Genomic DNA, 12114 nt, shown 5'->3' on the forward strand with positions numbered 1-12114 from the left:
GGTTGGGGCGGGGGTGTGCGCAGGTTCCGGGGACAACGGAGGCCCCCACCCATGACGCGCCCCACCAATGAGACGGAGCTGATGCAGCGCCGCGCGCAGCGGCACGAGTCCCACACCCGTTCCACCTATGCCGCGTTCATCCGCCACCTGTGTGAGGTGGGGAAGCTGGAGCCGGCGCTGGCCGAGTGCGCGGCGGTGGCGGTGCTGAGCGCGCTGGAGCGGCGCATCCTCCCGGCGGAGGCACGGGATTTGGAGGCCCAGCTGCCGCGCCGGCTGGTGGAGTTCCTCCCCCCGCTGGAGCAGCGCCCCCCCAGGCCCCGGCGCTTCGGCCGCGAGGAGTTCCTCCAGACGGTGGCGGACGACCTGGAGAAGCCGGTGGAGGAGATGGAGCCCCTGGTGCGCGCGGTGTTCCGCGCGATGCGGGACCTCATCTCCGAGGGCGAGGCGGAGGACGTCGCCAGCAACCTGCCGCCGGACCTTCAGGCCCTGTGGCGCCTCACCCAGTAGCGGCCCGGGGCGCTACTCCGCGCCGTCGGTGCCCATGACGCCGCCGCCGCCCGCGTCCGAGGAGGGGAACACGGGCGTGCCGCCGGGCAGGCTCGGGTCGTGCGGCAGGCTGCCGCGCGGGCTGCGCAGGTACACGAAGGGCGTGGCGAACAGGAAGTTGGACACGCGCGACGTGTAGATGTCCGCGTAGCGCTCCATCTGCCGCGCCAGGTGGCTCTTGTCGTTGCCCGCGCGCGTCAGCAGGCCCCAGATGGGGTTGGACAGCTCGGTGGCCGCGCGCGCCATGGGCCCCAGCTCCGCGTCCAGCGCCTCCAGCTCCGCGCGCAGCTCCGCCTGCCGCGCCACCAGCTCCGCCTCCGTGGGCGTCTCGCTCCGGGGGCCGTACTGGAAGCGCCGCCGCTGCAGCTCCAGCCGCAGCTGGCACCCTTCCGCCTCCAGCCGCTCCTTGTGCACCATCCGCTCGCCCAGCCGCGCCTCCGTGGCCCGGAAGCCGGCGATGGCGCGCACCTCGTCCTCCAGCTCGCGCAGGATGAGCGCCGTGCGCCAGCGCAGCACGTCCTTCGTCACGTGCACGTCGCCGAACATGTGGTCGCCCACGTACAGAATCTGGTCCCCGCTCAGCCCCAGGTGCCGCTCCAGCTCCACCGCGCTGCCGCCGAAGTACGGCGTGCCCGGCTTCAGGGGCCCGGTGTGCTGCCGCAAGAGCGCCTCGCCCCCGGACTCCACCACCTCGTAGAGCGCCGAGCGCGTGGTGAAGAACTCGGGCTTGCGCGCGGACACAATCACCACGTCGAACAGCTGCCGCCACGTCATCCCCTCCGGCAGGTGCCGGTCGAAGGCGAAGTGCATCATGGGCTCGGTGTAGGCCCACTCGCTGTTCGTAATCAGCAGCAGCTTCTTGCCCGCGTGGCGCTGGTCCAGCAGCGCCAGCGGCGTCTCCGGGTCGTCGATGACGTAGCGCTCCGGGTCGGCGATGATTTCCGCCTTCAGCCGCCCCTGCATGTGCGTGGCGTCCAGGTTCTTCCGCACGTGCTCGTAGAGGTCCGTGTAGCCCATGGGCGTGGAGCCCGGCAGCTGGCCCGCGTCCAGCCGGTCCACCAGCTGCGCGTAGATGCACGCCTCGGACAGGGAGAAGAGCGTGTTGAGGAACACCCAGCGGCGCTCGTGCAGGTCGATGAGCGTGCTGGCGTACTCGTCGCGCTGCGCGTCGAACTCCATGGGCTTCGTGCCATGGAGGGCCTTCTTCACGATGCCGAAGCGGTTGGCCTTGAGGAGGTTGCCCTTCTCCGTGTCGATGATGAGCCCGCGGATGGCGAGCGCCGGGTCGAAGGTGAGGTCCCCCACGGGCCAGCCCTGCTCGACGAGCCTGTCCCGGATGTACTCGTACGCACGGCGCTCCCACGCCTCCACCCGGTAGTGGATGAGCGTGTAGTCCATGTCGTAGCCCACGGCCTTGATGGCGCGCAGGTTGAGGGTGCGGTTGCAGAACAGGCCCCGCTCGGGCGGGGGGCTGAGAAGGTGCGAGCGCATAGGCCTCCTGGCTTGCCCCGACCCGGGGCAAAAGTCGATGCCCACGTGCATTCACCGGTCCGCTGGCGGGCACATCTTTCCGGTCCGGGGGCGGGTCTCCCCCCTGGAGACACCGTCGTCTGAAAAAAGTGTGAGAAGAGGGTTGGCAGAATGGAGCCAGGTGCCTACCGTCGCCAGTCACCGAGCCCCCTATGCCTGGCGTCTCCCGCCGCGTCACCATCAGCGCCGTCGTGCTGGCCGTCCTCGTGGGTACCGCCGTCGGTGCCGCGGGCTTCACCTTCGTCTACGCGAAGGGGTCCTCGTACCTCACGGACGACCCGGCCGCGTGCGCCAACTGCCACGTGATGAACGAGCAGTACTCGGGGTGGACCAAGAGCAGCCACCACAACGTGGCGGTGTGCAATGACTGTCACACCCCGCACAACTTCTTCGGGAAGTACCTCGCCAAGGCGCTGAATGGCTGGCATCACTCGGTGGCCTTCACCTCGGGGGACTTCCACGAGCCCATCCACATCGGCGCGCGCAACCTGGAGGTGACGGAGGCGGCGTGCCGCTCCTGTCACCAGGACATCGTCCAGGCGATTGAGCCGGGGCTGCTGGTGCGGGTGTCGGCGGAAGGAGCGGGGGACTCCCGGAAGGTCGCCGAGCGTCAAGGCAACCTGCACACGCCTCCCGGGGATGGGACGATGAGCTGCGTGCGCTGCCACCGCTCGGTGGGGCACATGGAACTGGACTGACTCCTCCTGGAGGAACCGTCGGATATGGCGAACCCGAGCGCGCCCGAGAAGCGCCGTCGTGGACTGTTGTTGCTGGTGGGAGTGGGCGTGGTATCCGCGCTGGCCGCGGCCGCCGCGGTGGCGCTGGCCACCAACATCTTCGAGCGCAAGCAGGAGGCCCGAAACCCCTTCTTCCGCGTGGTGGAGCTCACGGACGACACGGCGGACCCCGCTGTGTGGGGGAAGAACTTCCCCATCCATTACGACATGTACCTGCGCACCGTGGACCAGGTGCGCACGAAGTACGGCGGCAGCGAGGCCGTGCCGCGCGCGCCCACGCAGGCGGACCCGCGCTCCGTGGTGGCCCAGAGCCGCCTGGAGGAGGACCCGCGCCTCAAGACGATGTGGGCCGGCTACGCCTTCAGCAAGGACTTCCGCGAGGAGCGCGGCCACGCGTACATGCTCTCGGACCAGGTCTTCACCGAGCGCCAGCAGGTGACGAAGCAGCCGGGCACGTGCATCCACTGCCACGCCAGCACGTACAACGCCTACAAGAAGCTGGGTGACGGCGACATCATGAAGGGCTTCGACGCCCTCAACCACATGACCTACTTCGAGGCGCGCAAGCAGGTGGAGCACCCGGTGGCCTGCATCGACTGCCACGACAGCCAGACGATGCAGCTGCGCGTGACGAAGCCCGCCTTCATCCAGGCCATGGGCCGCATGAAGGCCGCGCAGGGCGTGCAGGACTACAACGTCAACCGCGACGCCACCCGCCAGGAGATGCGCAGCTACGTCTGCGGCCAGTGCCACGTGGAGTACTACTTCAAGGGCCCGGAGAAGACGCTCACCTTCCCGTGGGACAAGGGCCTCAAGATCGACAACATCCTCGCGTACTACGACGAGAACCCCCACACGGACTGGAAGCACGCGGAGACGGGCGCGCCGGTGCTCAAGGCGCAGCACCCGGAGTTCGAGATGTGGAACCAGGGCGTGCACGCGCGCTCGGGCGTGTCGTGCTCGGACTGCCACATGCCGTACACCCGGGTGGGTGCGCAGAAGATCAGCGACCACCACGTGCGCAGCCCGCTGCTCAACATCAACAAGGCGTGCCAGACGTGCCATCACTTCTCCGAGGCCGAGCTGCGAGAGCGCGCCGAGGCGCTCCAGGAGCGCACCTTCCGGCTGCGCAACCAGGGCCTGGACGCGCTCATGGGACTCGTCAACGACGTGAAGGCCGCCAAGGCGGCGGGCAAGACGGACGCGGAGCTGGCGGGCGTGTATGCGCTCCAGCGGCGCGGCCAGTTCATGCTCGACTTCATCGAGGCGGAGAACTCCATGGGCTTCCACGCGCCCGAGGAGGCCGCCCGCATCCTCGGTCAGGCCACCAACCTCCTGCGCCAGGCGCAGGTGCTCGTCCGCGACCCGAGCTTCAAGCCGGAGATTCCGGACATGCTGCCGGCCGCCGCCGGTGACGCCCACGCGGGCCCCGGCGTCGGCGGCAAGACGGTGGGCAACCCCACCGGGGGCAGCGGGGCCTCGGGCCAGGGCCAGGGCCAGCAGCAGCAGGGTCAGGGCCAGGGTGGCCCGGCCCACTGAGTGCCCTCCAGGCAGTCCCGAGTGTGTCCTCCCGGGGCAGGTGAATGCCCCGGGCCGCCCGGCGGTCGGAAGGGGGCGGTAGACTCGAGCGCACCGGCCGGGGCGCGAGGGAGGACACACATGCGGTTGCTTTCGAGCCGGACGGCCGCCGTGGCCGCGGTGCTGGTGCTGGTGCTGGTCGCCGGCGCGGCGGGCGCGGAGGAGAAGTGGGAGACGGTGGCGGAGAAGCCGTACCTCGTGAAGGTGCGGCCCCGGCCGGGCTCCAACGCCCGGGACGTGTGGGCGGAGGGCGACATCGCCGCCAGCGCCACGGACGTGCAGGCGGTGCTGTCCGACGTGGATACGTACCGGCTGTGGATGCCGTACGTGAAGGAGTCCCGCACCCTCAAGGAGCTGCCGGACGGCGCGCGGCTGACGTACACGCGGCTGGATTTGCCGGTGGTGTCGTCTCGTGACTACGTGTCCCGGGTGGTGACGGAGTCGAAGCTGGCGGAGGACGGCACCGGCGTCTTCGCACAGCGGTGGACCGCGGAGCCGGACGCCATCCCCGAGCGCCGCGGCACGGTGCGGCTGCGCCTCAACGAGGGCAGCTGGCACGTGGAGCCTCGCGGCGAGGGGAAGTCCCGCGCGGTGTACCGCTTCAGCGTGGACCCCGCCGGCTCCATCCCGGGCTTCCTCGCCAACATGGGGCAGAAGGACGGCGTGGCGGACACCTTCCGCGCCGTGGAGAAGCGCGCCCGGGCCCACGAGGAGGCACGGCGCAAGGCGAAGTGAGGCGGCCCCTCAGGGGCGGAGGTCCCGCGCGAGGGTGACGGTGAAGGTCGTCCCGGTCTCCCGCGTGCTGTCCACCCGCACCGAGCCCCGGTGCGCCTGGGCCAGTCCCTCGACGAGCGTCAGCCCCAGCCCCCAGCCCTTCTGGGCCCGGGCCTGGGCGGAGTCGAGCCGCCGGTACTGCTGGAACAGGAGCTTCTGGTCCTCGGGCGGAATGGGGTTCCCCCAGTTGTGCACGGAGAGGGAGACCGCGTCGGCGCCGTGCTCGGCCAGCGTGACGGTGACGCCGTGGTCGCGAGCCCCGTACTTGATGGCGTTGTTGCACAGGTTCTCGAGGATTCGCCGCAGCCCGCCGCAGCTCCAGTGGCCCTGAATCGGACCGGGCGCTTCCAGCACGAACCGGTCGCCGTGGACCAGCGCCAGCTCCTCCAGCGTCTCCCGGGTCAGCGCGGTCAGCTCGCACTCGGACACCTCCAGGAGCAACCCCTCTCCGGCGCGGAAGCGGTTCGCGTCCAGCAGGTCGCGAATCATCTGGTCCGCCCGGTCGAGGTTCTCGATGATTCTCGCCGACAGCTTGTAGAGGGCGTTGGGGTCGCTCGCCTTGCGCGCCACCATCTGCGCGTTCAGCTTCGCGGCGGTGAGCGGCGTTCGCAGGTCGTGCGTGAGCGTGGCGACGAACTTCTCGCGCAGGTCGTGCTCCTCCTCCAGTCGCGCGGTGAGTGTCTTCTGCTCGTGGATGTCGGTGTTGGCGCCAATCCACTTCGTGATGCGTCCTTCTGAATCGCGAATGGGGACGCCGCGCACCAGGTGCCAGCGGTACTGGCCGTCCGAGCCGCGCCGGAACCGCTGCTCCATCAGGAAGTCGTTGCCCGTCTCCACGGACTCTCGCAGCCGCAGCCGGGTCCGCTCCACGTCCTCGGGGTGCATGGGCAGGGTGTCCACGTCGTCCCACCGGGTGCCCCGGGGCAGGCCCAGGTATCGGTACCACCAGTCGTTGTACCAATCGACGTGGAAGTCCGCCGTGGCGGTCCAGATGATTTGGGGCAGGGCATTGGCAATCTGCCGGAACCGCGCCTCGCTCTCCTCGATGGCCCTGCGTGCCTCGACCTGCTCGGTCACATCGACCATGAGGCAGGTCACCGCGCGGGTCGCCCCATGGATGTCCTTGAGCGGGGTGTAGCTGATGTTGAGATAGAGCTGGCGCGGCGGCCCCGCCTCCTCCGCCAGGGCGATGGGGAGCTCGGGCATGACATGCGGCTCGCCCGTCTCGTAGACCTCGCGGATGAGGGGACGCATGCGCGCCAGCTCCTCCTCGGAGAACACCTCCGCGAGCGTCTTGCCGAGCACGCGCCGCTTCACCAGGGCTTCATAGAGCGGATTGGCGAGGGTGAATCGATGCTCGGGCCCCGACATGACCACCATGGGCGTGGGGGCCTGCAGGAAGACCTCCTGGAGCTCCTGGCGCGCGGCGCTCAGCTGCTCCTCCATCGACCGCGGGTCCCGCGCGTCGGAGCCCGCCGTGCTCCAGCGGGACTCGCCGCCGGTCCGCGTCGCGCGATGGAGCGTGGAGAACGGGGCACGCGTGGCCTGGATGAAGCGGGCGCCCGCCTCCGCCATTCCCTGCTCGATGGCGGCGAGGATGCGGTCGCGCTCGGGATGGGTGATGGGGCCTTCCCGCTCCAGCACCTGGAAGAGGACCTCCCGAAGGAGCTGGTACTCCCGGAGCAGCTGCTGAAGCGAGTAGCCCCCGAGGCCCGAGCGATGCTCTCCATGCTCCCGGCAGAGGTCGTCCAGGCCGTCAGGAGAGACAGGCCGCGTGCCTTCTGGCGCCAGCACCGTGACCAGGACGTCCAGGAACCGCGGCAGGCTGCCCAGGAGCTGGAACTCCTGTTGGGCTCCCGCCGCCGGAAGCGCCTGGCGGACGCGGTCCATCCAGAGCCCCAGGATGATGTCCCTCTGCGCCCGCAGCCGCGCGGACGCCGGACGCCCTGCCTCGGGAGATGGATGGGACTGCGGGCCGCTCATGCGTGGCCCGGGTGACGGTGGGAACAGGTCATGGCTTCCCGCACGCTCGCGCTGCCTCCATGCGGCCGGGCCCTCGAGGCTCCGCCAGGCTCGCCAGCGACGCCGCTGGCGTCATGGGGAGTGGAGGGCTCCGGGGCCCTGTCGTTCATGCCCGAGGGGCTGCTTCTTGGGGGCGTTCCGGTCATTCCAATCAGGGTAGTTCCGCGCCCGCCGCGACCACCGGGAAGGGCCCCGGGTCCATCGTCGAGCAGGCGGGCAGGCGGGGGCTCCCTGTGCGCGACGGCTCCGGGCCCGCCGTTCGGGCAGGGCGATCAGCTCAGTCCCATGGTGAGCAGCACGGCGGTGATGAGCCCAGCGGCGGCGAAGCTCCAGCCCAGGCGCCTGAGGTGGCGCGGCGCGGGAAGCACGGCGCAGGTGCCGAGCGCCACGGCCGCCATGGGCAGCAGCGCCGCCACGTGCCACGGGGACAGGCCCGAGGTCAGCGCCCAGACGACGGCGCCGGCCAGCCCGAAGCCACCGGCGGCGAGGCCCGCGAGGCGCGGCAGGCTCCTGTCCGCGCGCGGCTCGTGGGCCCGGATGACGACGTGCACCGCCACCGTGGCCAGCGAGAAGCCGAGCGCGAAGGTGCCCCACAGGGTCAGGGCCGCGCCCGGGGGCAGGCCTCCCGCGAGCGCCACCGGCACCGCCCAGGCCGTCAGGGCCAGGGCCGCGAGCAGCTCGCCGGAGAGGGTGCGCCCCTGCCGGCCCCATGTCATCAGCAGCACCTCCGCGCCGAGGATGGCGGGCAGCGCGAGGTAGGGCCGCGCTCCGTCCGGCAGCCCCAGGACGCCGAGCACGCCGCAGAAGACGCCCAGGCCCGCGAGCGTCAGCCCCCGGCGCCAGGCAAGGGCGCCCGCCTCGTCCCGGCGGCGGGCGCCACGCTGACCGAGGACCAGGAGGAGCGGCTCATACGCCAGGAAACAGGCCAGCGCGGCGGCGGTGAGCCACAGACCGGCGGTGCTCGGACCGGTGACGGCGAGCGCGGTGACCAGGGGGAGGCCGAGCTGGACGTAGGCGCCGTGCTCCCTCGGCAGGAGCGCCGGGCGGGCGAGGGCGAGGGACGGGCGGGCGGAGAGGGTCTGCATGGGGCCTCCCCTGGAGCAAGCGGCGTTCCCGGGCGGGCTCCGGGGCGTGCGCCGGGCCGTGTGCGCAATGGGTGCGGAGCGGGCGCGCGGGTCGCGCAAGCCTTGCGCCTTCTTCTCCAGGCGGTGCCCCCGGAACGTGGAGGCACGCTTCCTGAAATGCCCTGTTCCCCGTTGGATCAAGGCTGCAAGGGTGGAAGCGGCGTGGCGCTGCGGGACCCGACGCCGTGGGAGACGAACATGGACATGCTGGCCCGTGAGGCCCAGGAAGCACTGCGGCAGCGGAGCCTGCGTCTGAGGGCTCGCGCCCAGGCGTCCGCGGACGAGCTGGAGGCCGAGGACGCGACGCTCACCGACTCGGAGCGGCGGGAGCTCAGGGCCATCGACGAAGCGCTCGCGCGCATCGCCGGTGGGGACTTCGGCCGGTGCGCGAGGTGTGGAGGCGCCATCGGCCGGCACCGGCTCCGTGCCATCCCCGAGGCCCGCCACTGCATGACGTGTGCGGCCGAGGACCGCTGAGCACGGCGCCAGAAGCCGGACGGGCCTACGAGGCGCCGGGGCGGACGCGGTCGAGCAGGAAGTCCACCAGCGCGCGCAGCCGGGCCGGTAGATGCCGCTGCTCGGGATAGACGAGGAAGAACTCCAACGCGCCTCCCGCGGAGGACCATTCCGGCAGGAGCTGGACGAGGCGCCCGGCGGCGACCTCCTCCGCCCCGAAGTAGGACGGCACCTGGATGGCTCCCGCGCCAGCGACGGCGGCCCTGACCAGGAGCGTGCCGCTGCCGCTCCTCACCCGGCCCCCGGGTTGGAGGACGTGTCTTTCGCCGGCACGCTCGAAGACCCACGGCCGGTCATGCAGGGCCAGGCAGGTCCCCGGGTCGAGCGCTCCAGGGTGGACGGGAGGCGTCGCGTACAGCGTGGGCGCGGCGAGCGTCAGCAGGGGAAAGCCCACCAGGCGCCGGGAGACGAGCGACGAGGGCGCCAGCGGTCCGAGGCGTACCGCCAGGTCGAAGTCCTCCTCCACGAGCCGCACGGCGCGGTTCGTCATCTCCAGCTCCAGGGAGATGCCGGGGTGCAGGGCGATGAACTCGCCGAGCAGGGGCGCGAGGACCGTCTCCGCGAAGTGGCCGCCCATGCTCATCCGGATGCGGCCCCGCGGCTGCCGGGCACTTCGCGCCGTCTCTCGCGCCTCCTCCAGGGCTCCCAGGATGTCGCGGCAGTTCCGGTGGAAGGCGCGGCCCTGTTCCGTCAGCGTGCTCGAGCGCGTGTTGCGCTTCAGGAGCTGGACCCCGAGGTCCTTCTCCAGGGCGGTGACCCGCCGGCTCACGTGCGCCACCGACACGCCGAGCTGCCGGGCGGCCGCCGAGAAGCTCCCCGCCTCGGCGGCGGCCACGAACTCGACGATGCCACGCAGGTTGACCGGTTTTACCATGCGGTAAAGGTGCTTCGCTGACTGAGGACTGCCGTTGCCTCACGGTAACGGTTAACCCATGCGAGGTCACTCCATCGGTGCCTCGCCATGTTCCTGCTCGTGCTCCACGTCTTCGTCCCCCGGCTGTTGGGAGCCTCGCGATGAGCGCCCGCCGTGGAGCGGACGCCTTCAGCTTCCAGGTGATGCTCCTGCTGTGCGCCCTGTGGGGCATCCAGCAGGTGGCCATCAAACTGGCGGCCCGGGACATCGCGCCCGTCCTCCAGGCCTCGCTGCGCTCGGGCCTCGCGGCGCTGCTCGTGGGCCTGTTGATGGCGTGGCGCGGAGGCTGGGCGGGCGTGCGCCAGGGAACGCTGAGGGGCGGGTTGCTCGCTGGCGTGCTCTTCGCCGCCGAGTTCCTGCTCATCGCCCTGGCCCTGACGCACACCACGGCGGGACACGTGGCCGTGTTCCTCTACACCGCGCCGGTGTTCTCCGCGCTGGGGCTGCACCTGTTGCTGCCCGGCGAGCGGCTGCGGCCCTTCCAGTGGCTGGGCATCGCGGTGTGCTTTGGCGGCATCGCGGTGGCCTTCATCGGCGGCGCGTCGCTCGCGCGGTTCGACATGCGCACGCTGCTGGGAGACGCGCTCGCGGTGGGCGCGGGGCTGGCCTGGGGCGCCACCACGGTCGTGGTTCGCGCCTCGCGCCTGTCCGAGGCGCCGCCGAGCCTGACGCTGTTCTACCAGCTGGGCGTCTGCTTCGTGCTGCTGCTCGGAGTCTCGTTCGCCACCGGGCAGACGTCCCATGTCGCGCTGACGCCCATCGCGGTGGGCAGCGTGCTGTTCCAGGGCATCGGGGTGTCGTTCGCGAGCTATCTCGCCTGGTTCTGGCTGCTGCGCCGTTACCTCGCGTCGAACCTGGCGGTGTTCTCCTTCATGACGCCGCTGTTCGGCGTCACGCTGGGCGTGCTCGTCCTGGACGAGCCCCTCACGATGAACTTCGTGCTGGGCGCGGTGCTGGTGCTCGCGGGCATCGGGCTGGTCAGCGGAGAGGCCTGGCTGCGGCGTATGCTGACGCGGAGCCCGAGCCAGTTCGAGCGGCGTCGAGACGAGGTCCTGCCTCCGTCAGGCGACGCTCGCGACCCCACGGGGTGAGGCTGTCCTGTCGCCGCACGAAGCGGTGGCGAGCCGATGCCCGCGAACGAGAGGCACCTGCATGAGCCTGACGGATTCCATTCTGCGAATCATTCGAACGCGGGGGGCGGAAGACGCCCTGGGTGAGCTCGTCCAGCCGCTCATGGCCTCCGAGGGCTTGGAGCCGGTGCGGGATGCACTGCTCGCGATTCTCCGAGACGACTCTCATGCCGAGGCGTGGCGTGGCGTCATGGAAATCATCTGGGAGTCATTCGTGGGCCGTTGCGAGTTGCCAGCGGACGAGGTCATCGCGCTGCTGTGCTTCCGCTTTGACGGAAACGGCAATGACGCCGATGAAAATCTCGCTTGGAGCATCACAAGCAACTTGAAGCATCGTGGCTACCTCGGTGAGTACGACCCGAGGCATGACCCACCCATTCGCGCCCGCATCGAAGCGCTGAAGGCCGGCCAGCGGTGACCCCCGTCTCGATGGGCTCCTGACACATCGACCGCGGCGACCTCGGGTCGATTCGCTGGACTGCCTCACGGCGGGAGCTCCGCCCAGGATGTGGCAAGGCGAGGATGCGAGACCTCGCGGCAGCGGAACAGGGCGCTCATCCGGACGCGAATGGAGGGCCACACCGGAGGTCGTCGCGCTCGCGCCGCGGGTCATGCGTGGGACGTCGTGTGCGCGGTGCTCTCTTCGCCGTGTCGGAGCGCACGAGGTCGGGAGTCACGCGAAGCGTCCGGGCTCCCGGCGCGCACCCGGTCGGTGTCGGAGCGATCGCCGGCCGGCAGGGGACATGAGGTCGGCAGACGCGTGAATCCCCCGAAGCCGATGACGCTCCAGGCGGGCTGCCTCTCCGGCCGCCCTTGTCTGGAATGAAGTGCACGAGCCGGATGACCCGCCAGGCCCTCACCGTGCGCGCCCATCCTTCCTGGCATGGCAGTCCCTCGCATGTCGCGAGCCCCGGCCTCCCTCGTATGTCAGTCCTCTCCCATGTCCCCTCCGGCCCCTGGCTGGAACGGAGCGAACGGGGCTGGATGACCCGCCAGGCCCTCACCGGGCGCGGGCCCATCCTCCCTGGATGTCAGCCCCTCGCATGTCGCGAGCCCTGCCTCCCTCGTATGTCAGTCCTCGCCCATGTCCCTTCCGGCTCCTGGCTGGAACGGAGCCAGCTGACCCGCCAGGTCCTCACCGGGCGCGGGCCGCACCCTCCCTGACATGTCAGCCCCCTCCGGTAGAAGGGTCGTCGTGGAGGAATGATTCCTCCAGCGAGGGCGGTGGCCCGGGGGTGGGTGAG

At 70.8% G+C, this 12114-nt stretch carries 11 protein-coding genes; 7 read left to right on the forward strand and 4 right to left on the reverse strand.

The window, feature by feature from the left end:
• Window positions 1-51: 51 nt before the first annotated feature.
• Window positions 52-507, forward strand: a complete 456-nt coding sequence (locus tag HG543_RS44625; protein ID WP_169351057.1) for a DUF2267 domain-containing protein — start codon at window positions 52-54, stop codon at window positions 505-507.
• Between the two features lie 12 nt (window positions 508-519).
• On the opposite strand, the gene HG543_RS44630 is transcribed toward HG543_RS44625, so the two are convergent.
• Window positions 520-2037 (reverse strand): HAD-IG family 5'-nucleotidase, encoded by a 1518-nt coding sequence (locus HG543_RS44630; protein ID WP_169351058.1) that lies wholly within the window; start codon window positions 2035-2037, stop codon window positions 520-522.
• A gap of 191 nt (window positions 2038-2228) precedes the next feature.
• On the opposite strand from HG543_RS44630, the gene nrfH reads away from it, so the two are divergent.
• From nrfH to HG543_RS44645, 3 genes are all read left to right on the forward strand, one after another.
• Window positions 2229-2774 (forward strand): cytochrome c nitrite reductase small subunit, encoded by a 546-nt coding sequence (gene nrfH / locus HG543_RS44635; protein WP_169351059.1) that lies wholly within the window; start codon window positions 2229-2231, stop codon window positions 2772-2774.
• 24 nt (window positions 2775-2798) lie between these two features.
• Entirely contained in the window at window positions 2799-4352 is a 1554-nt protein-coding gene (locus HG543_RS44640) for an ammonia-forming cytochrome c nitrite reductase subunit c552 (protein ID WP_169351060.1), read from the forward strand.
• A 120-nt stretch (window positions 4353-4472) separates the two neighbouring features.
• A complete protein-coding gene (locus tag HG543_RS44645; protein ID WP_169351061.1) occupies window positions 4473-5126 on the forward strand; it encodes an START domain-containing protein in 654 nt (217 codons plus the stop codon).
• A 9-nt stretch (window positions 5127-5135) separates the two neighbouring features.
• Here HG543_RS44645 and HG543_RS44650 read toward each other — a convergent pair whose 3' ends face one another.
• Entirely contained in the window at window positions 5136-7055 is a 1920-nt protein-coding gene (locus tag HG543_RS44650; protein ID WP_169351062.1) for an ATP-binding protein, read from the reverse strand.
• Window positions 7056-7459: 404 nt separating this feature from the next.
• Complete coding sequence (locus HG543_RS44655; RefSeq protein WP_169351063.1) at window positions 7460-8272, reverse strand: YwiC-like family protein; 813 nt, start codon at window positions 8270-8272, stop codon at window positions 7460-7462.
• Between the two features lie 156 nt (window positions 8273-8428).
• Between HG543_RS44655 and HG543_RS44660 the strand changes: the two genes are divergently transcribed.
• A complete protein-coding gene (locus tag HG543_RS44660; protein ID WP_246357745.1) occupies window positions 8429-8788 on the forward strand; it encodes a TraR/DksA family transcriptional regulator in 360 nt (119 codons plus the stop codon).
• 25 nt (window positions 8789-8813) lie between these two features.
• On the opposite strand, the gene HG543_RS44665 is transcribed toward HG543_RS44660, so the two are convergent.
• Window positions 8814-9701 (reverse strand): LysR family transcriptional regulator, encoded by an 888-nt coding sequence (locus HG543_RS44665; protein WP_169351064.1) that lies wholly within the window; start codon window positions 9699-9701, stop codon window positions 8814-8816.
• A 140-nt stretch (window positions 9702-9841) separates the two neighbouring features.
• On the opposite strand from HG543_RS44665, the gene HG543_RS44670 reads away from it, so the two are divergent.
• Together HG543_RS44670 and HG543_RS44675 are read left to right on the forward strand one after the other, a co-directional pair.
• On the forward strand, window positions 9842-10831 hold the full coding sequence (locus HG543_RS44670) for a DMT family transporter (protein ID WP_169351065.1): 990 nt from the start codon (window positions 9842-9844) through the stop codon (window positions 10829-10831).
• A gap of 61 nt (window positions 10832-10892) precedes the next feature.
• A complete protein-coding gene (locus HG543_RS44675) occupies window positions 10893-11288 on the forward strand; it encodes a hypothetical protein (RefSeq protein ID WP_169351066.1) in 396 nt (131 codons plus the stop codon).
• Window positions 11289-12114 lie beyond the last annotated feature (826 nt).

It is taken from the genome of Pyxidicoccus fallax, assembly GCF_012933655.1.
In the GTDB taxonomy this organism is placed as follows: Bacteria; Myxococcota; Myxococcia; order Myxococcales; family Myxococcaceae; genus Myxococcus; species Myxococcus fallax.

Coding starts and splice junctions, on each gene's coding strand:
- HG543_RS44675 (WP_169351066.1), top strand. CDS start 10,893: ATGAGCCTGACGGATTCCATTCTGCGAATCATTCGAACGCGGGGGGCG.
- HG543_RS44650 (WP_169351062.1), bottom strand. CDS start 7,055: ATGGACCGCGTCCGCCAGGCGCTTCCGGCGGCGGGAGCCCAACAGGAG.
- HG543_RS44645 (WP_169351061.1), top strand. CDS start 4,473: ATGCGGTTGCTTTCGAGCCGGACGGCCGCCGTGGCCGCGGTGCTGGTG.
- HG543_RS44630 (WP_169351058.1), bottom strand. CDS start 2,037: ATGCGCTCGCACCTTCTCAGCCCCCCGCCCGAGCGGGGCCTGTTCTGC.
- HG543_RS44660 (WP_246357745.1), top strand. CDS start 8,429: ATGCCCTGTTCCCCGTTGGATCAAGGCTGCAAGGGTGGAAGCGGCGTG.
- HG543_RS44665 (WP_169351064.1), bottom strand. CDS start 9,701: ATGGTAAAACCGGTCAACCTGCGTGGCATCGTCGAGTTCGTGGCCGCC.
- HG543_RS44640 (WP_169351060.1), top strand. CDS start 2,799: ATGGCGAACCCGAGCGCGCCCGAGAAGCGCCGTCGTGGACTGTTGTTG.
- nrfH (WP_169351059.1), top strand. CDS start 2,229: ATGCCTGGCGTCTCCCGCCGCGTCACCATCAGCGCCGTCGTGCTGGCC.
- HG543_RS44655 (WP_169351063.1), bottom strand. CDS start 8,272: ATGCAGACCCTCTCCGCCCGCCCGTCCCTCGCCCTCGCCCGCCCGGCG.
- HG543_RS44670 (WP_169351065.1), top strand. CDS start 9,842: ATGAGCGCCCGCCGTGGAGCGGACGCCTTCAGCTTCCAGGTGATGCTC.
- HG543_RS44625 (WP_169351057.1), top strand. CDS start 52: ATGACGCGCCCCACCAATGAGACGGAGCTGATGCAGCGCCGCGCGCAG.